The organism is Desulfomonile tiedjei DSM 6799 (genome assembly GCF_000266945.1).
In the GTDB taxonomy this organism is placed as follows: domain Bacteria; phylum Desulfobacterota; class Desulfomonilia; order Desulfomonilales; family Desulfomonilaceae; genus Desulfomonile; species Desulfomonile tiedjei.
In genome coordinates this window covers 2264631-2285125 of sequence record NC_018025.1, presented here as the reverse complement: position 1 = coordinate 2285125, position 20495 = coordinate 2264631, and the positions used below count along the sequence as shown (strand labels likewise).

The 20495-nt window shown below is 51.2% G+C and carries 15 protein-coding genes; 1 reads left to right on the top strand and 14 read right to left on the bottom strand.

All coding sequences use genetic code 11. The features are described from left to right. Nucleotides 1–142 precede the first annotated feature (142 nt). The gene (locus tag DESTI_RS09520; RefSeq protein WP_014809757.1) at nucleotides 143–1405 is read left to right on the top strand and encodes an ankyrin repeat domain-containing protein; all 1263 of its coding nucleotides are present in this window, start codon (nucleotides 143–145) and stop codon (nucleotides 1403–1405) included. Nucleotides 1406–1824: 419 nt separating this feature from the next. Here DESTI_RS09520 and DESTI_RS09515 read toward each other — a convergent pair whose 3' ends face one another. From DESTI_RS09515 to DESTI_RS09440, 14 genes are all read right to left on the bottom strand, one after another. Then, on the bottom strand, nucleotides 1825–3057 hold the full coding sequence (locus DESTI_RS09515) for an MFS transporter (protein ID WP_014809756.1): 1233 nt from the start codon (nucleotides 3055–3057) through the stop codon (nucleotides 1825–1827). Between the two features lie 431 nt (nucleotides 3058–3488). Further along, nucleotides 3489–4652: a UxaA family hydrolase gene (locus tag DESTI_RS09510; protein WP_014809754.1), complete on the bottom strand. Its 1164-nt coding sequence runs from the start codon at nucleotides 4650–4652 to the stop codon at nucleotides 3489–3491. Nucleotides 4653–4654: 2 nt separating this feature from the next. Then, entirely contained in the window at nucleotides 4655–4933 is a 279-nt protein-coding gene (locus DESTI_RS09505; protein ID WP_014809753.1) for a UxaA family hydrolase, read from the bottom strand. A gap of 1276 nt (nucleotides 4934–6209) precedes the next feature. After that, nucleotides 6210–7838 carry a sigma-54-dependent Fis family transcriptional regulator gene (locus DESTI_RS09495; protein WP_014809751.1) on the bottom strand — a complete coding sequence of 543 codons (1629 nt, stop codon included), beginning with the start codon at nucleotides 7836–7838 and terminating at the stop codon, nucleotides 6210–6212. A 789-nt stretch (nucleotides 7839–8627) separates the two neighbouring features. Further along, complete coding sequence (locus DESTI_RS28655; protein WP_014809749.1) at nucleotides 8628–9398, bottom strand: sulfite exporter TauE/SafE family protein; 771 nt, start codon at nucleotides 9396–9398, stop codon at nucleotides 8628–8630. 275 nt (nucleotides 9399–9673) lie between these two features. Continuing rightward, the gene (locus DESTI_RS09485; protein ID WP_014809748.1) at nucleotides 9674–9883 is read right to left on the bottom strand and encodes a hypothetical protein; all 210 of its coding nucleotides are present in this window, start codon (nucleotides 9881–9883) and stop codon (nucleotides 9674–9676) included. Next, nucleotides 9873–11165 (bottom strand): cation:dicarboxylate symporter family transporter, encoded by a 1293-nt coding sequence (locus DESTI_RS09480; protein ID WP_014809747.1) that lies wholly within the window; start codon nucleotides 11163–11165, stop codon nucleotides 9873–9875. The genes DESTI_RS09485 and DESTI_RS09480 overlap by 11 nt, the downstream gene beginning before the upstream one ends. A gap of 204 nt (nucleotides 11166–11369) precedes the next feature. After that, on the bottom strand, nucleotides 11370–11957 hold the full coding sequence (locus DESTI_RS09475) for a FumA C-terminus/TtdB family hydratase beta subunit (protein WP_014809746.1): 588 nt from the start codon (nucleotides 11955–11957) through the stop codon (nucleotides 11370–11372). Between the two features lie 21 nt (nucleotides 11958–11978). Then, the gene (locus DESTI_RS09470) at nucleotides 11979–12860 is read right to left on the bottom strand and encodes a fumarate hydratase (RefSeq protein WP_014809745.1); all 882 of its coding nucleotides are present in this window, start codon (nucleotides 12858–12860) and stop codon (nucleotides 11979–11981) included. Further along, a complete protein-coding gene (locus DESTI_RS09465) occupies nucleotides 12857–14344 on the bottom strand; it encodes a cytochrome b N-terminal domain-containing protein (protein ID WP_014809744.1) in 1488 nt (495 codons plus the stop codon). The genes DESTI_RS09470 and DESTI_RS09465 overlap by 4 nt, the downstream gene beginning before the upstream one ends. Nucleotide 14345: 1 nt before the next feature. Beyond that, entirely contained in the window at nucleotides 14346–15605 is a 1260-nt protein-coding gene (gene sdhB, locus DESTI_RS09460) for a succinate dehydrogenase iron-sulfur subunit (RefSeq protein WP_014809743.1), read from the bottom strand. Nucleotides 15606–15830: 225 nt separating this feature from the next. Further along, the gene (locus DESTI_RS09455; RefSeq protein WP_014809741.1) at nucleotides 15831–16181 is read right to left on the bottom strand and encodes a succinate dehydrogenase/fumarate reductase transmembrane subunit; all 351 of its coding nucleotides are present in this window, start codon (nucleotides 16179–16181) and stop codon (nucleotides 15831–15833) included. 85 nt (nucleotides 16182–16266) lie between these two features. Continuing rightward, on the bottom strand, nucleotides 16267–17991 hold the full coding sequence (locus DESTI_RS09450) for an L-aspartate oxidase (protein WP_014809740.1): 1725 nt from the start codon (nucleotides 17989–17991) through the stop codon (nucleotides 16267–16269). Between the two features lie 395 nt (nucleotides 17992–18386). Next, nucleotides 18387–19916 (bottom strand): amino acid permease, encoded by a 1530-nt coding sequence (locus DESTI_RS09440; protein ID WP_014809739.1) that lies wholly within the window; start codon nucleotides 19914–19916, stop codon nucleotides 18387–18389. Nucleotides 19917–20495 lie beyond the last annotated feature (579 nt).

Here is a 20495-nt window from a genome sequence, read left to right as displayed (position 1 = left end):
ATCTTCTTCAGTCGCGAATGTTCAGAGAAGAAAAGACTGGACACCACAGAGAAATGCTTATGGTGTTTGTTGCATTCTCCTTTATCTCTATACGAACGGCAAGCAAAGTGAACACCAACAAATGAATAGGATACAGATCGACATGCCCAAGCATAAATTCAAAGTCCCCGAGAGTATCATCATATTTGCAGTGCTCGTACTTGCCGTTCTGTTGGTATACAGTGCGAGCATTGTTCAAGCAGCCGATAAAGATCCTGAGTTGGTAAGAGCCGCCCGAAAAGGGGACCTGAACGAAGTAATCCGCCTTTTGAATCAGGGTGTGGATATTGATGCCAAGACCCACGACGGCCAGACCGCTCTCATGGCTGCTGCCCAGGGGGGAAAAAACCTGGATGTAGTCAAGCTTCTCATCGAGAAAGGAGCTGACGTAAAGGCCAAAGATGATAGCGGCCACACGGTTCTCATGCATGCTGCCGTGGAAGGCAAGCTGGATGTGGTCAAGTTCCTCATCGAGAAAGGGCTCGATGTAAAGGCCACAGACAAGGACGGCGAGACGGTTCTCATGCCTGCTGCTTGGGGCGGCCACCTGGATGTAGTGAAGTTCCTCATCGAGAAAGGAGCTGACGTAAAGGCCAAAGATGATAGCGGCCACACGGTTCTCATGGATGCTGCCTTGGGAGGCAACTTGGATGTTGTCAAGTTCCTCATCGAGAAAGGGCTCGACGTAAAGGTCAGGGACACGGACGGCCACACGGTTCTCTGGCCTGCTGCTTGGGGCGGCCACCTGGATGTAGTGAAGTTCCTCATCGAGAAAGGAGCTGACGTAAAGGCCAAAGATGATAGCGGCCACACGGTGCTCATGCCTGCTGCCAAGGGAGGCAAGCTGGATGTGGTCGAGTTCCTGATCGATAAAGGGCTCGACGTAAGGGCCAGGGATAAGAGCGGCTGGACGGTTCTCATGTCTGCTGCCTGGGGGGGCCACCTGGATGTAGTCAAATTCCTGATCGATAAAGGGCTCGACGTAAAGGCCAGAGACAAGTACGGCCACACGGTGCTCATGTGTGCTGCCAAAGGGGTCAACCCGGATGTAGCCAAGTTGCTCATAGACAAGGGGTCGGACGCCAATGCCAAAGATGATAGCGGCAAAACGGCTCTCATGGTTGCCACCGATCAAGGCAGACTGGAAATAGTCAAACTCCTCATCGAGAAAGGAGTTGACGTCAATGCGAAGGAAAAAACTAATGACGGGCTGTCGGCGTTTCTCCGGTCTATAGTAAGAACCTTAAAGGACAGAAATCCTAGCCACCTGGGGCGGGGGCCTGGACGGACTGCTTTGAAGATTGCACAGGAGAAAGGGCACAAGGAAATCATGGAATATCTGAAAGCCCATGGGGCTCAGGAATGATCCGAATTCCGAGAATTCCAGAATTCCGCAGAATTCCGGGTACACCATACGTAATTAATGAAGTCGGCATATGGGCAGGTAAAACGTGAAATATAGGACAAATCGCACGAGTAGTGGTTCCGGGCTATCCACATCACGTGGCGCAGAGAGGGAATCGCAGGTAGCAGACCTTCTTCTGCCAAGAAGACTACCAGGTTTGTATAGATCTAATGACCGACTGGTTTTCAGTATATGGATTGGACATATGGGCGTATTGTCTCATGCCTAATCACGTTCATCTTATTGCTATTCCGAAGTCGGTTCAAGCATTGTCACGGGGCACCGGAGAAGCCCATCACAGCTACACTCGCCATGGGGGTGTCGGAGACGTCGTGAACACTATTTGGCGTGGCTTCACCTTAACTGCTGAGATCCGAATGCTACAGTGACTCCCGCATTTTACCGTACCGGTAGACTGCCCAGACAGCCCCTAACCCTCCCAAGCCCAGCACACTGAATGCCCATCCCCACGTCAGATACAGCCTATGTCCGTTGTGGAGTGGGTTGCTCCAGTCCAGGATCGCACCGAAGGCCAGTGGAGCAATGGCGGCTCCGCCAAAGCCAACCAAGGATCGTAACCCCAAAGCCGACCCCAAATAAGATGGCTCAGTCACCTCAGTCAGGGCGGCTGAAAGAACCGGGGAGTCACCAATGGAGGAGAGGGCGTAAACCACGCCGATCCCGATAACCACAAAAGAAGGCATCCCGAGGCTCCACCCGAAAGTAAAGGAGCACATCATACTCACTGTCGCCAACGCGAGCATCACCCGAGCACGACCGAACCGGTCGGACAAGGTCCCCATGGAAAACGAAGCCACGAGACCTGTAACGTGAAACAGAGCCACAATGTTGGCACCTGTGCCGGCAGCCTTCGCACCGACGGCTCCTGCTGCGCCCATGCATGCGGCCATAAACGCGGGCGTCCACGACCACATCCCCTGAAGTTCCCAATTGTGGAAGCTATATCCGCAAATGAGGAGCATGGCCCGACGGTTGCGCAAGACCTCCCTGGTGAAATTCTGTCCACTTTGCCGCTCCCGAACGTGAACCACGGTGTGCCGCAGCGTGATCCATGCCACAAGCCATGCCAGCATCGGGCCCAGGCACGTGAGGAAGAAGGAGAGCTTGTAGCCGCCTATGGGAAGCGTGATTCCGCTGATGGCCAGAGACAGTGCGTAGCCGCAGGAAGTGCCTGCGATAAAAAAGCCCACCGCCATGCCTCTGTTGGCAGACTCGTATTGATCTGCGATGATCATTACGCCGGTAGTGTACGTTCCTCCCAACGCAACGCCTACCATAGTGTGAAGAATCAAGCCGGAGACAAAGTCCCTGGCCCACAGTGCAAACGCCAAAGAGCAGATCCCTGTCGCAAAAAGAGATCCGAGGTACACCGTGCGAGCGCTGACTCGATCTGCAATACTTGAGAAGACGACCTGCGAGATCGCGTACCCCAACTGGAACCCGCTCGCGATAGCTCCCGCCTGCAGAGCAGACATGCCCCATTCCTTTTCAAGGAGCGGGAGCGCTGCAGCATAGGTCATAAAGACGAAGCCGTTGAATACCCTCGCCGCACAGAACCCGGCCAACCAACCATCAAATTTCGTTCGCTTCATCGATAGGAATCCCACGATCGCACGGTACCCTTACACTCATCGCCTTCTAATACCGTTTCGCCAAGAACAACCGAGGCTTGACTCTGCCGGAAGACCCTTCCTCCGCTTCGGACGGGAAGCCCTGACTACCCTTCGGAGGAGTGTTTCCGGTCTTACGGAATTAACTGGGAAAAGGCATACTAACAACTGCGTCGATTGCCGGCCGACCGTTTTGTATAATCTCCTCGTTCAGCAGGTTTGAATATATACGGTATACCGAAAAAACGCTTCTTTTTCAGCAAGAATGTCGGCCTCCCGTTTTGCAGGAGGCCGACTGCGCCCAAGTCAACAGAGATTGCAGCCATTCTTGGAGGTGTGGAATGGATTCAAGCACGCTTGCGGGCCTTGTTTCCCGCAAGACTTCGCGGGAGTTGACTGCACTCCATCAAGCATCAGGCGCTGACATACAGCTTCGTCAACACGAATTCGCGATGCCCCAGGGCTTCTGATGCCGTGAGACGACCGTTTGCGGTACGCTCTATCATCTTTAGCAGTGCGTCTCCAGCCTGGTCCAACGTCATTTCTCCTCTGAGGATAGCCGATACGTCCAAGTCAATATGCTCGGTCATTGTGCTGCAAGTCAGAGGGTTCGCCGACAATTTGATCACTGGCAGAATGGCGTTACCGATGATATTTCCCTGGCCGGTAGGAAAAAGATGGACAACAGCCCCCGAAGCCGCCCAAAGAGTCACAGCCTCGGCTGCAGCAGAGGATGTGTCCATGTACCACAGTCCCTTGCCTTTTGGAGCTTCAGCGGGCTTCAACACGCCGATATAGCTCACTTTCTTGCCTATCTTCTGGAGATTCCCGAATGCTTTCTCCTCTATAGTTGTCAGTCCGCCTCTGATATTTCCCTTTGTGGGCTGTGATCCGGACAAATCATCGGTTTTGTATTGCAGGATGGTATCGTTGTAGGCCGTCCAAACCCTCATAAACTCCTCGCCGATTTCGGGAGTGGCCCCTCGTTGCTTGCATACGTGCTCTGCTCCGGTGATCTCGGACGTTTCCCCGAAACAGGTGGTCGCACCCATTTCCACCAGCTTTTCCACTACATTCCCAACCGTGGGATTTGAAGCCAGACCGGAGGTGGTATCCGATTCGCCGCATTTCACCGATACGTATAGTTCGTCCAAGGTACACTCGGTTCTCGGGAGTTCGGTAGCCCACTGGACATATTCCTTGGCCTGACGCGAGGCTGCAGCGATAGTGCCAATATCCCCGGTGCGCTCGATGGAGAAACCTCTAACAGGCTTGCCGGTTACAGCAATGCCTTGGACGATTCTGTCCGTCCATTCAGGTTCGATTCCGATAACCACCACCGCTGCGACATTGGGGTTGGAGCCTGTTCCGATTATTGTCCGGAAGAAAAGCTCGAGATCCTCCCCGAATTGCAGGCGGCCATAAGAATGGGGGATTGCCATTGTGCCCTTCACATTATTGGCAACTGCTTCGCATGCAGCGTTTGACAGATCGTCCAATGGCAGAATCAAGACATGATTCCGAACACCAACTCTTCCGTTTTCACGGCGATAACCGAGGAATTTGGGTATAGTCATGCTTACCACCTCTTTGTCTTCAAATTCTGGATGTGAACGTGATCACCGATATTGACTGCGGCGACAATTTTGCCGATATCTTGGCCGTATTTCAGAACAGTGTCACCAATTTTGAAATCGATCAAAGCGATCTTATGACCCAATGGGATGTCCGCGACGGCTTTCACCACTACCGGCTCTTGCGAATCCATGTAAAGCCCATGGACCTCCTCACCCGATTTTATGTCCACCGTTGCAACGCCAACGGTGTCTGCCTTTTCGTGCACCAAAAATTGGACCATCCTGTTTTTTCCTTTCTGATTTTCTTTGAGATGCGGGAAAAAGGAAGCCGCTCTTCAGCGAGTCTGTTTAGCAGCTCTACTTCCTTTCACTGCAGGACTTCCTTAATGTTTCCACATCAGGCTATCCTGCAGGGAGTTGACAAAAACTCTCGCGTACTCTCCGGAAGGCTTGTATGAATGCGCGATCAAAACACGTGATGCTACCAACATCCCTCCAGAATCTATCCCAGCCCGTGCAGTTCGGAGCGAGGGAAGGATGCCGGTTGACTTGCGCCACCTCTTGAAAGCGGATTCATACCGGTGCGCATCCGTACAAGTAACGTCGAGTGGCTGGTTCATGATCGTCGCCGCCGGATCTCCGAAGCGTAGTCAGCCATGCTCGCAACGTGGCGTCCGTAGAGGAGGATGTCCGACGAGGACGTCTTCACCCATTGCCACTTCTTTGACTGTGCATTGGTATCGTATTAGCTCCTTGGCTCCACACGGCTACTGGCCTTCCCATAGCGTGCTATGGGAAGAGCAATTCCTGTGCCAGTTCAAATGGCGCTGCAAACATGCCCTTTTAGCAATTCACCAATCCTGAGCAGGCCGAAAAATCGGCGACGGAGCCGATTTTTCGGCTCAGGTATCGAAGATTACGCTCGAAAAACTATCGATGGAGAATACGGAGACACCATTTCGCATTTGTGCATATATAGGATTGCCAAAACTAATGTCCGATTGAGGACAGGGGTAATGGTACGTGCCATGCCTCCGTGCCGGCACGTCTTCAATACGATCAATGATATCGATAAAATGGACTGGCAAGGAGAAACTGTCTCAAAAGTCGTAATCTATCCTGGATCGTGGCACGAACTTCTCATCATCTTCACGGCCTGATTGTAGGGGCGCCCCTCGTGGGTGCCCGGTAGAGACCGGCCTCCGTGCCGGTCATTGTGGGAGGGCAGGCACGAGACCTGCCCCTACAGGGATGATGAATCGTGGCACGATTCTTGTGCATTCGAGAATTTTGAGACAGTTTCGGGACGCCAGTCTCTACCAATATCCTGTAATTCCACACGCGGGATAAACGACGAAATTTTTGGCACTGACTGTAAGATAGCGAAGGCTGTGGCGTCCGTAGCGGAGGAGATCCGCTGGAGCCGGCAACTGATCGGCTTTCAGATATTACTCGTATGAAAGCGCATTGGTATTGGACGGCTTTGCGTTGTCCGGAGCGAAGGATGCCTCCAGCCTTCCACATTATGAAGAGAAAAGCGAATCGGTAAGAGGATGGCTAATGCGCGAAATCCAAAGGATCGATTCCGTGCTTGTACAGCCTGTACTGAAGGGTGGACTTAGGAATTTTCAAGATGCTTACTGCTCCATTTTTGCCTCCCACTACTCCTTTTGTCATGGAAAGCACTTTTATGAGATGAGCTCGCTCCACTTCACGCAGTGTCATGGGTGTGCTCGAAGATTCGCTGCGCTTCGTATTCAAGAGCGGCTCAATGTCTTTCTTATTCACTACTTTTCCGCTGAATACAATAATCAATCGTGTCACTATGTTCTTGAGCTCTCGAACGTTTCCCGGCCAGGAATGCTCTTTCATCAACTCCATTGCTTGATCGGAATAGATAGGAGGGATTCGACGCATGTTTTCGGACTGTGAATCAGTTAACTGTCGAATCAGCGGTTCGATTTCCTCTCCCCGCTCACGGAGTGGAGGAACATGGAAAGAAACCGTATTGAGTCTATAATATAGGTCGGAGCGAAAATCTTTCGTCTGAATCGCGCTTTCCAGGTCTCTGTTCGTAGCGGCAATTACCCTGAAATCAACAGCAATGGGTCTGCTGTCGCCTACTCTCTCAAAACGCATGTCCTGGAGCACATGGAGAAGTTTGGCTTGGAGTGTAAGCGGAAGCTCGCCTATTTCGTCAAGGAATACCGTTCCACCTGAAGCCATTTCGAAGCGACCGATCCGTTTGGAATTGGCGCCGGTGAAAGCGCCTTTTGCATGCCCGAACATCTCACTTTCGAATAAGCTTTCAGCCAGAGCCGGACACGTGACCTTGACGAACATCCCATCACGCCTGCTGCTCAAGTGATGAATATACCGTGCAATGTAGTCCTTGCCAGTACCGGTTTCACCCGTGATGAGCACGCCCGCATCACTGTCGGCAATAATGTCCACCTGAGCCATGATTTCCTTCATGACTCTACTTGAATAGTGAAAATTATCGGGACGGTATTGGGAGTCCACATGGTCCATGAGGTAATGTTTCTGTTGTTCCAGATTGCTATTCAGTTCAAGCAATTTTGTATGAGACAGCATGTTGTCGACAGCGAGCGCGACTTGACCTGACAAATCCGAGAGAAACCCCGCGAATTCTTCCATCTTTGAAGGCTTGCTCTTGAAAGAGAAATGCAGCGAGCCCACTACCTTGCCTCGGGCAATCAGGGGAAACGCCATAGTCGACTGAAGGCCGGCGGCAATCATTGACTGGATCGTGTTCCAATGAGCGTATTGCGCCAAATCGGAAATGATGAGCGCCTTGCGTGAGGTAATGACCGCTTTGGCCACTGTGTCGGCATTCATGGAGCGACGGCTGTCGTCAATTTCCCTGATGGGAATCCCCTCCGCCATAGCGAATACAGTCAATGAATTTGAATCGGATTCATAAATGCTGATACTGAAACGATCGTAATCAATATACCTGGTGATCTCCCTTGCCATGCACCGAAACAGGTCTTCCCGGGAAGTCTGATTAATAATAGCATTATTAATCTCAAGCAGAGCCTTGTAACGGCTTTCGGGATTCCACACAGATTTTCTGCAATCGCTCAGTCCTCTTGGCGATTTTTCTTCAGGAGAACCATGTCTCATACGCGTTCCCATCAATGTGCGTCCTCTGAGGGATTTCACGAGGCATTGTCTCCTGGAACCATGCGCCCGGTCTTCTTACTGCATCTGGGCAATCGAGAACTGCACAGGAATGCTATACTGTCTGCGATCGCCGAGGAAACCCTCTGATCCGAGTCGCTGTTCCCAGAAGTGGGCGAATCCCTCGTGCATAAGATGGTCCGGATTCGAAAACCACGTTTCTTGTGCTCGAATTGACTCGACACTTTCTGTACCGGCATGGTAGTGCACTACCCCAATGAAGTCAATGAAGTTGTCTGGAAGGCTGTTGCGAAACGCAATGTTTTTCTACAAAAATCGTAGTACGTTGATGCGTGTTTGACGACCGGGTCCTTTCGGGGTAAGCAATCCCCAGTTCCCGAAGGATCACACTCCACCGAGACGCGAGATGCGCCTGGACCGCGGAAACAGGGCTTGCACAGTAGTTGAAAGAGTTGGACGTAGGGAAACAGGAAACACTCACATGACTCCTGAAGAGGAGGCAGACCGGATGATAGGAAAAGCCCTAAATGAGCGGGCCGGGTGAGTAGTCTATCACTCGATCATCTGCCGTCTCCTCGATCGCAAGAGGTGGCGCAAAGTGGCGGAAAAGGTAGCAGTGATCCTAGCAGATCGTGATCCGGAAGACACCGGACCGGTAGCGTACGTACCCCAAATGAGAGCCGTTTTGGTGCGTCATAGCATTCCCGGACAGATGGTCCGGGAATGCATCGATGGCTACGCTGCCGTGTGCCCTGCCCTGACCGAATCGACATCCTCCGCGATAGACGGCACCAGGGCTCGAGGGCTCTTTCAGAGGAGCAGATTGATCGCGCTCACAAATACCAGCAGCAAGACGATTTTCCTAAAAACTTCAGTCCGCATCTTGCGATTCAGAAAATTGCCCAGGTTACCTCCAAGGATGATGATCGGAGACATGGCAAGGATGATAAGGCACGAGTCAGCACTTAAGACTCCGATATTCAAGTAGGCAATCAATTTGACTACATCGCTGAAGCAAAACACGGCGATGAGCGATGCCATGAGGCAACGTTTTTCCAGTTTCTTTCCCACGTAATAGAGCGAAAAAACAAGTCCGCCGGCATGCGCAAGAATGGAGGCCAGACCACCGAAGACACCCACCAAGGTACATGAAACCGTGCCGGAACAAAGCGGGGCATCACCCGTTGCAGTTGTGGGGGAAGGCTGAATGCTCCTGTATAACCGCGATTCTTTGACGAGATGATAGACTGAAAACAGAAGGGCAAATGTGCCTATGCCTGTTTTGAGGATATTATTCGGTACAACATTGATGATGCAAGCTCCCAATATAACACCGGGAATTGCGGATATGCCGATACGAAGAACCTCCTTCGGATTCTCCCACTCTCCCCAGTAATTCTTCATGCTGGAAACGTCAGTGGCAATCAGAATGGGAGCTCCCAATCCAAGGGCAATCTTTGGGGGAAACACTGCTGCAAGGACCGGTGTGAGAAAAACCCCAGCTCCTAAGGCAGCGGTGTTCTTTATGAAGGAAGAAGCGACGGCGGCAGCGCAAAGCACAACTATCTGGTAGACTTCCATACTGGGCTCTTTCAGAGGACTGCTTGTTTATCCATTCCGGAACTCTCGCGGATTATGACGAATCATTCCGTTCACATATCACGCAACTGTGAGACATGAAATTCTCCGCCCGTGACTCTCTTCCGTAAATCGGATCGTGGGGGAGAGCATTCGTTTTGGAACCGAAACTCTCCCCCGGGCCATTTTCCGTTTCACAATCCGATTCCTGCAGGCCGGTCACACCGCTTAATTCTCTTGGAGACTGTACCCACTCACTAATTGAACATACGATCGCCCTAATGGCTCGGTTTGTCCGGTTTCTTGGCCGGAGCCATTCCTATCAGATAATAGGCGGCGACCATCACCACAATCCCAATTAGCACCTCGCCTGGGAAAGCATATTTGTACATCCACTTCAACTGCGCCAAACCAGTGACGGCTTGAGGAGAAACGAGCATCCAGCCGCCGATGGCAAAGAGTATCCAACCGAGAATTTTAGTTAGCATTGACCGCATCCTTCCGCTCTTCCTGGTGTCTGATTGCAGGCTCAGTCGCCGTTCCGGCTCCTTCCAGGTCACCTTTGCTAATCAGATGACCAAAGCGATCCTGGAGAAAGCAACCGACTACGCCGTCATCTGTGGTGTTGCCCGCAGTGCTGAACATGGGAATCAGACCGCTAAACACAGTCACAAAACTTGTCACAAACACGCTTTGATCCGGTGCGGACAGTAGAACCGCTATAATCGGCGACATAAAGTATCCGGCTCCTCCAGGTATGCCGGGTGATTCCAATCCGAGTATCATGACGGGCGGAATCAACATGATGATTTCGGTCAAGGAAATAGGGATATTGAGTAGTTTGCATACAATGATGGTGACAATAAGAACCGACATGGTGCTGCAGTTCTTGTTAAGGACTGTTCCGAAGACGATAGAAACCTCTGCGATATCTTCGTCCAGGCCCAAGTCTTTTTCTGCCGAGATGATGTTTATGGCAAGAGTGTCGTAGGAACCTCCCGTGCCGAACCCGGTCGGCCACACGGTTCCATAGTAGGACATGATCTGCCCGAACGTTCTTTTCGTAAAGAGTCTGCACACCAGGATCATGAGCATCACCCATACACAGGTTACAATCATGACCCAGAGCACGGCCTGCCCGTAGAGCGCCATACCCTTCATGCCGAATTTCATGGGGATGCCAATTGCGAGGCAACCGATCATTATGGGGTAGTACCAAAGCAGTTTCTTAAAAAACCACAGAATGTAATCCCCCATTTTTATGAACCCGTAAGCCACGCGATGAAGAGCAGGAACACGGGCTGTTAGCCACCCGACAAACATGGCTCCCAGAAGGGCCTGTAGGAGCGGCTGCTGGGAAAGGACGTTGGCAAACGTGTGGCCGATTTGTTTCGCCCAAGCAGCCGGGCCTGGGACTTCAACACCGGGTAGGGTAAAAGGAACATCCGACAAGACGGTTATCCAACCCGTGCAATATACAAGCGAAATGCACCCCATGAATACATACATGCCAAGGATGAGGCCGAACAGTTTTCCGGCCTTTTCCTTGTGCCAGAGCATCATTTTGGCCATTGCAGCCGCAAGGAGGTTGAAGATCAAGAACGCGGCAAATGTCACTATAGTCTTGGGGAAGTACGTACCGCTTATGTAAACATAGTTGATGAAAGTGTTTTTTGGGAAAGCCAATCCTAGAGCAAGGCCGATTATGAGGAAACCAACCACTCTGATCGGTAACGGAATTCGGAATATTGACCAGCTTTTTCCTTCCATACGTTTTCCCTACCTAATCCAAAAGCTGTTTCTTCTGATATAGACCTGCTGCGCGCTTGCTTGACAGAGATGTCTCGCTCGCGAAGCGGCTGGTCTCGCTTTAACCTTTGACGTCGCAGTTCCTCGGGAGGCCTCAATCACGAGGATACGAACGTCCGTTGGATGTCAATGATCGATCAGTGGGGAGAGGATATTGATTATAGCTTAAACGCCTAATTCTCTGTAAATTTTCGGAAGTCGCTCCAGAGCTTCCTTCTTCACTTCGTCGTAAAGATGCCTGCCGTGACTATCCATCGCCACGGTCAGGGGTCCAAAGTCCTTTACCCTGAATTGGTACAGAGCTTCCGGATGAAGATGCTCCCAGTATACTGCTTCAATCTCTTCAATCTGCTTCGTTTCCAGAGCTGCCGCACCGCCCACGATGGCAAGGTAAACGGCCCCGTATTCTTTCATGGCATCCAGGCTGCCCTGGTACAGTCCACCTTTTCCAATGATGGCCCGCACCCCGTATTTTCGGATGAGATCCGGAGTGAAGCGCTCCATACGCGTGCTCGTAGTAGTGCCTACACAGATCTTCTCCCATTTGTCGCCTACTTTCCGCAAACTGGGTGCTGTGTGAATGCATGGGGCACCCACCAGGCTGACTGGTGGCTCGTGGTTCTGGTCGAACATATAGATCTGAGTGAGATCCCGAATTCCGAAAAGCAGCCCATCAAAGAACACGATGTCCCCAGCCTTTAGCTGCCTGACGTCCTGTTCTGAAAAAGGCGATTTGAGATGGTATTCCGTCATGATGCGATTTCTCCTAACGGTTTAGTACCCGTATTCGACGGTGCCGTTCGGGCGAATGACAGCTCTCGACCGTCTGGCCGGCCAGCACTGAGTGTTTACGGCAACCGGGTTTTGGGTAATATGGGTGTAAGCGGATTCGATATGCACAGCCAATGTGGATACGTCGCCCCCAAGGCCCATGGGGCCGCGACCTGTGGCGTTGATGGCGTCTTCCAGTTCCTCTTCCATCTTGGCGATCTCCGGATCGTGATTTCTCTGACCGACAGGGCGCAAGATGGCATCTTTGGCCAGTTTCATAACCAGATCGGCAGTGCCCCCGATGCCGACACCGATGATTCCGGGAGGACACGGGTTCGCACCTGTTTCCACAACCGTGTCCACAATGAACTTTTTGAGGGCTTTTACTCCATGTTCAGGATAAAACATGTGCATTTTGCTCATGTTTTCAGATCCAGAACCCTTGGGCGCCATAAGAATGTCGAGACAGTCGGAGTCTCCGACAAAATCGAAATAAATTACCGGCAGGCCAGGACCGACTGAAGTCTGGGGATTGATTCTGGCCAAAGGATGTGTGGAGCTGCTTCGGAAGGGGAATTCCTGAGTAGCTCTCCGGGCTCCTTCGTAGAGGCAATTCTTGATCTGAAAACCGTCCCAGGAGAACTGTGAGCCGATCTTGACTTTGTAGATAGGTAATCCTGTGTCCTGGCAAATAAGTGTTTTTTCCGTATCTGCAATCTCGATAGCCTTGAACATGGCCTCGAAAACAGACCGTGCAGTTGGCTTTGTTTCGCGATCGTACGCCTTTTTCAGAGCTGCTCTGACATCAGGCGGCAGGTCGCATAGGGCACGTATATAGAGCTGCTTTGCCGCTTCTTCCAAAATTTGATAGTCGAAATTGTTCATCTGTCTTTTGCCTCCTCCGAAGCGGTTGCGGAACCGCCCGGCAAATGCGCTTGAACGTTTTCAGTCGTTGACGACTGGGATGCTGAAATGCTTTTGAGAACCTCTTCCCGTTTCATGATCTTCATGGGGTACTTGCTGAAGTCCAGAGCGAGCATGATTCCAGAGAGAGCTGTCAGATCTTTGTCGGAGAGATCGTACTTCGGCATGATAGAGGTGGATTTGACCGCCTGGGGATTCTTCACATATCTGTTCAGGTAGTCCTCGGTCCTGCCTTTCGACGCCACATTAGCGAGATCCGGTCCCACTCGATTCCCGCCTCTGCCGCTAATTTGGTGACAATAGGCGCATTCACGCTCGACATAGACAAACAGACCTCGCTTTTCATGTGCAGAAAGCGTGCGATCGGGAACAGGAATGGTCTCTCCATAAGGACGAACGCTGGCAAATCCCATGAGGTTCAAGTAAACGATACAAACAACCCCGGTAACGCCCATGGCCATAGCTGCGGGGCGATCGGCCAATGAACGGATGTTAGGGTGGCCGAGGAACGGTACTAGGAACAGGACGGCGATTGCGACCACTGGGACGATGAGGCTCACAATCGTCTCCCAGATGCCGGAAAAATAGGTCAGGAGTTGGAACAGCCACATGTAATACCATTCCGGTTTTGGCTGGTAAGAATCGATAATGGTGCCCGCCATTTCTTCCCTGGGAACTGTGCCGAAAACCGACAGGCCGATAAGAATGACCAGCACCACGCAGAAAACTATGGAACTTCTGAAGAGATGCTCAGGAAAGAACCGTTGGACAGGGCGGCCGATTTCACTCTCCGCGGATTTTGCTTCCGCGTGTTCGGCCAAGCCGTGAACGCGAACAAGGTATATATGCATGACGACAAGGATAACGAGCAAAGCAGGCAGGAGCAGCATGTGGATGGCGTAAAACCTGGTGAGGGTCAGACCGGACACACTCTCGCCTCCAAGCATGATTCTTCCCATATAATCACCGATTCCGGGAGCACTCTTAACGATGCTTGAACTGACTACGGTAGCCCAATAAGCCTTCATATCCCATGGAAGAAGGTAGCCGGTGAACCCCAATCCTAGCGTCACAAGAAACAGAACTACGCCGACGATCCAGGTTAACTCTCTCGGAGCCTTGTAGCTGCCGGAGAAGAACGTCGCCAGAAGGTGGACAAACACTACGAGAACCATGGCCCCGGCTCCCCAGTGATGAAGTCCTCGCAGAATCGATCCCATAGGCACTTCGTTCATAATGTAATCGATAGACTGGCAAGCCTTGTCGGGTGAGGGATTATAGTACATCGCCAAAACGATGCCCGTGAAAAACAGAAGCACGAACAGAAGGACGCTCAGGTTTCCCAAGGTCGCCATCCATCCCGTTCCCTGGGGAAGCTTCTTGAACAGAAAAGGCCTCAAATAAGGCTCCCACCCTATTCTCTCACGAATCCAGTTGCCGTTCATGTTAGACCACCTCCATCTCAATGAGCAGGTGACCGGAATCCACTTTGAAGGGGTACTTGTCAAGCGGCCGAGGCGGCGGACCGGCCAGCACGTTGCCTTCACGGTCAAACATTCCACCATGGCATGCACAACGGAAACGACCGGACTGTCCGTCCCATTTCACGATACATCCGGCGTGCGTGCAACTCGCATTGAAGCAGGTCATCTCGTCGCCGGTGCGTGATACGAGGACCGGCACGGCCTTTTCTTGTGTGTAGAAACCGTTCTTGAGCTCGTAATGCACTGTATGCGTGCTGATATCCCCGATCGGAATTTTGCCCAAGTCCGCTACTGGAACCCAGGTTTTTGTAATATTGGCTGCAATGCCCGGTCCGACTGCTGCCTTGGTCGCCACTCCTCCTACTATGAGCGCCGCCCCCAGCCCAAGCACACCGATACCAACCTGACGAAAGAACACCCTTCTGTCAGGTTCGCTCTTGGCGATCTGTGGCAAAATGTTAGTCGCCGGCGCAATTTCCTCCCCCTTGCGTGCATCTGCAAGGTGTTTTAGAGCCAGCCGCTGAATGTACTTGATTGCCCGGGTGCCGCTGATGCCCTTCGGACACACTTCCGTGCAGTTGAACTCCGTTCGGCAGTTGTAGCAAGACGCCAAAGTCCGTTCGAGTCGCTCGTGGAACAAGGCATCACGACTGTCCGCCAAGAGTGTGAAAGCTCTGGTCAGAGCGGCGGGGCCGGCATACTCGTCATGATAGTTGCACATGGTGCAACTTGAAACGCAGCAGCCACAGGCTATGCATTCCGTGGCCATGCCTATGTCCAAGCGCTCTGTCGAATCAGGACGGATCTGCAGAGGTTCTGTATAGTGTTCTTTGGGCTCATAGAAGGTGAGAGCTTCTTCGTATTTCTTGAAGAAGGGGTCCATGTCCACCACAAGATCCTTAATTACCGGAAAGTGATTAAGGGGTCTTATGGTTATTTCTTCATCCGACCGTATATCCGAAACGTTGGTTTTGCACGCCAATCGCTCTTTGCCGTTAATAACCATGCCGCACGACCCGCACATGTTGACCCGACACGCATAACGGAATGCCAGAGTCGGGTCTTGCTCCCGTTGAAGTCGCAAGAGTACATCCAGGATCGTAGTTCTGATTTCGTCATCGACACGCAATGTGTACTCTTGGAAATCACCTGAACCACCTTTATGAGGATCGTAGCGGAATATTCTGATATGGCGTGTTGTGTTACTGGGCGTCGGTTGCACGTCTGTCCTCCTTAATACGCCTTTTCGCAAGTATGGTAACGTGCCTTGCACTTTCGTCTTTACGACCGATCGGTGGAACCGGCCCCATTGCCGGCGGGTTAGTTACCGACACGGAGGCCGGCTCCCCCAATAAAAGGCTGCGTTGACCATGAGCCGAATGACGAGAATGTGTGACGGAATTTACGAAACAGAGCATTAGTCTTTCCTTAGCGATCACCACTGGTGTCATCCCATGAAATACGTGGAGTACCAGATGATGCCCATAACGGCTATTCCGAGACCGATCAGGCTCCAAACAAGCGCTCGCTGATATTTTACGTTGACGATGTTAAAATCCAGCAGAATCACTCGTATTCCCAGGGCCGCATGGAAGGTGACCGCCAGCAGGAGAAGGAGCTGTGTAAGTCTGCTGTACGTGACGGCAACGTGAAGGCCTATGAACACGACGATGGCCAGAGCAGAGATGCGCTGCAATAGCCAGGCCCACATTCCGACAGCGGTATTTGCTCTCCGGTGAGGATCTTGCTCTCCCCATTGCAGAGGCTTTCGATAATCTATGGAAACATTCTGCGCCATGAAATGACTCCTTTATGATGGAACATGTATGTAAAACATGAGGCCTCATGTGAAACGTGTTGGCGTTCCTTTAAGATGTTCATCCTTATTTTCTATATTGTTGACACTCCTGGAGTGACTTGTAACTGAAGACCACGGGCTTCTTTTCAGCCATAGGCAAGCCGTTGTCGCCGCGACGAAGGAAAATATTGAATAAGCCATACTTGTCCAGTTGATCCGGGAAATCCTTTCGGAAGTGAGCACCGCGGGTTTCGTTTCTCAGTTGGGCCGAAAAAGCTATCATTCTGGTAGCATCAATCATGCTGCGGATGTCCAGAAAGGTGTTGTACATCATATTGTACGCGGCTCCGCCTCTTACACTCACCTTGTTTACTTCGTTGGCTATATCCTCGATCTCCGTCAAGGCGTCGGCAAGATCGGAAGCGTTACGAGCAACACCCACCTTGTTCCAGTTCAGTTCCTGAATTTCCTTACGCAACGCAAACGGGTCTACACCTTCGGTGCGCTCAAACGGCGTTTGGAGCCGAGCTATCATCTCCTCGGCCATGCCGCTCTTGGTTTCTTTGATGGTCCGATTGCCGTTGGACAGATACTTGCCCAACGCTTTTCCAGCTTGTCGGCCATATACACACGACTCGCAGATGCCATTACCACCCAGGCGATTGGCTCCGTGAACACCACCGGCATCTTCTCCCGCTACGAAAAGCTTCTCCAGAGAGGCTTTACCGCCAGTGTCTATTACCGCCCCTCCCATAAAGAAGTGGGCTGACGGAGAAACCGGAACCCGACCCCGTGCCAGGTCATAGTTGAATTGGCTGCATCTCTCGGCCATGCCGGGAAAGTTTTTCAGGACGAAGTCCGCACCAAGATGGGCCGCGTCGATATGAACGCCGCCTTCAGGGCATGCACGACCGGCCGCCATCTCGAGATAAGAGGATCGACTCACTACATCCCGAGTAGCTCGTTCGCCTACTTCAGGGGCATACTTGAGCATGTAGCGCTCTCCGTTTCCGTTGAAGAGATGGGCGCCTGATCCCCGAAGCCCTTCCTCCAGAAGAGCTCCTGCAACGACACTTCCCGGGACAATGAGCCCTGTCGGATGGAACTGGAGCATCTCCAAATCTTTCATCAAAACGCCCGCTCGATAGAGCATGGCGATGCCATCCACGGACTTTTCGGGGCCGGGCGCATGAAACCGGTAATGCGTAGGTCCTCCACCCGTGGCGACGAGTGTAGCTGCAGCCTCGGCAACCATGAATTCGCCGTTTCTCATATTCAGCAGTAGGGCTCCTGTAACGATTTGGCCGGTCTCGTCCAGAAGCAGCTCCACCGCTCTGCATTCTTCGAGAACAGGAATTCGACGCTTGATCACCTGTTCCGTGAGTCGGCTGATAATTTCGATTCCCGTCAGGTCTCCCTTGTGGACCGTTCGATCGAAAGACTGTCCGGCAAAAGCCTTTTGATGAATGGTACCGTTAGGATTTCGATCGAAGAAGCACCCGAATTTGGTCTCAAGCTCCTTGATAGTCGGAGTAGCCTGTTCGACCAGCGTCTTTGCGAGTTCTTGATCGTTGACGTACTGCCCGCCTTTCAAGGTATCCATGAGATGCTTTTCATGGGAATCCTCATTGTTCAGCACAACGTTAAAACCCCCTTGGACCATCCTGCTGCAACCACCCTTGCCTTTGAGGGCTTTTGTCACAATAAGAATATTGAGGTTGGGGTTTATCTCGTGGGCATAAAGAGCCGCCATTTGCGCTGCCGCGCCCATGCCGATGATGAGCAAATCGGCTTTAACCTTGGTCAACATAAATTCATCCTCATGAAGTTATTTCGCGTCGCTATATCCATTCTTGTTTCAGAGCTGACTGATTCCTCTGCTGAGATGCCGAGTGGGAGTGCAACGGACATGCCAGATACGATCTCCTGCCCGCACAGCCCCAGATCACGAAATTTGTTTGCTTGTCAATTTTCTTTACTCTAACAGCGCAAGCCGAATTTTCGGCCCGATCCCCAAAATTTGGCCTTTCATTCATCCTGCGGACCTCTCTGCCGCTCGACGGGAATGGCTTCGTTCGACGTCTGCACGGGCTGTGAGAAATCTACCGGCTTAAATTAGGATTGGGAGAGAGAAATACTTGGGGTAGGTTTGTGGTCCTTAGAGAAAAATCATCCAAACTGCGAGTCGAATGTGATCGAATTGGCCTATTGGGCAGCTCTTTTTGCTCCATAGAAGAAATAGATTGCTAATCCTATTAGTAGCCAAGAAACCAGACGGAGCCATGCGTCGTATGGGAGGCTAATAAACAAATAGAGGCAGAAACATATTCCTGCCAATGGTACCCAGGGAACCCAAGGCGTTCGGAATGGTCTCGGTGCGTTGGGTTGTTTGTGACGAAGGATCAAAACGGCTGCACAGACTACAATGAATGCGGCCAGTGTACCGACTGATACGAGTTCACCCAGGACATCTAATGGAGCTAGAGCAGCTATGAGCCCCACCACGAATCCAGACAAAATGGTTGTGATAACTGGAGTTCCGAAGCGAGGATGAATTCTGGCGAAGCATGAAGGTAATAGCCTATCTCGTGCTATGCTGGAAACGATTCTTGGCTGACTGAGTAGCAATATCAGTATTACCGAGGTGAGACCTGCAATAGCACCCAACTTTACGACAATTGCCAACCAGTGGATTCCGATTACATCCATGGCTACCGCAACAGGATCGGCCACATTAAGTTTCGAATAGGGTACAATTCCTGTTATCACAAGTCCCATGAGAACATAGAGAACGGTACAAACAATGAGTGACCCAATGATTCCTATCGGCATATCACGTGAGGGATTGCGAGACTCTTGTGCAGCCGTCGAAACTGCATCAAATCCCACGTAAGCAAAGAAAACAACTGCTGCCCCTCGCAAAATCCCTGACCAACCAAACTCTCCGAATTTTCCGGAATTAGGAGGAATAAAAGGCGTCCAGTTGGAAGTGTTCACGAACGCTATTCCTGTCACTATCACTATTACAATCACTGCGAGTTTTAAGACCACTATGACTCCATTGACAAAGGCAGATTCACGAATTCCCTTGACCAACAATGCAGTGAGAATCGAGACGATGAAAAATGCCGGCAAATTGCACACGGCTGTAATTCTTGGCAAATCTTCCAAAGAAATTCCTGCCGTTTTCAATGCAGCAGAATAATTATTGAGTTCATACCATCCCGGCGGAAATGGAAGCTGGAGTCTTTCGAGGTGCTCTCCGGACAAATAGATTTGTTCTGTGCCGAAAGCAGCCGTAAATTGGGGTGGAATGTGAATGCCTATTTGATTCAACAAGCTCACAAAATACCCGGACCATCCTATTGAGACTGCTGCAGCACCGATGGAGTATTCAAGGAGCAAGTCCCAACCGATGAACCAGGCGAACATCTGCCCCATAGTTGCATATGCATATGTGTAGGCGCTTCCCGATATGGGAATCATAGATGCGAATTCGGCATAACAAAGCCCAGTAAAAGCAGATGCCCCGCCGGCGAAAACAAATGACAATACTATGGCCGGACCTGCATATTTTGCTGCAGCTTGCCCTGTTAGCACGAATATACCCGCTCCGACTATCGCTCCTATACCCATCATTATCAGGTCTTGTGCGTTAAGCACTTTTCTTAGACCGATATCGGAAACAGCTTCTTCTTGCAGCTCTTGTATGCTTTTCTTATGCCAGATATTCATTCAACTCCTTGCAGCCAATTTCATCTCTGATTTTGCTGGAATAGTGTCTTGCCGATTGAGATTCGGTACTGCAGCGGCTTTGAATCAGCACGAGACTTCTTCGTCAAAGCATGAAAGCAACAGTCTACTGTTTCAGACAGATCCAAAGAAAAAAGGTGTCGTCGTTGATTTCCTTTTGAGACTGTTTGCTGAAGCCTATCCTTGCGCTCGAGACATGAGCTTGCCCTCGATAAATCCGTCCGATCCCGGAAACCTGGCTCAAGAGGTTCCAAAAAGGTTCGCGGAATTAAGTATGGGTCCCCTTCCGCTTACGCAAGTCTCCCTATCCTTCCCCAATGTCATCTTACTGTAACCTATTGTTGCCAGTAGAAAATTGGAGACTAACATGTAGCAACCATCCATAATAGATGGTTATTTCAGCCACATACAGATTATCAGCTCTCAAACTTGCTAAACTGCTTTTTTTCCAGCCAATCGCTTTTTCACTTGACGAGTAAGAGATGATTATGTTTTCGTCTTGCCCATTAAATTGATGTCTCATGCCATAGAGAGACATTTTTTTTGGGTTATTCGAGAGGC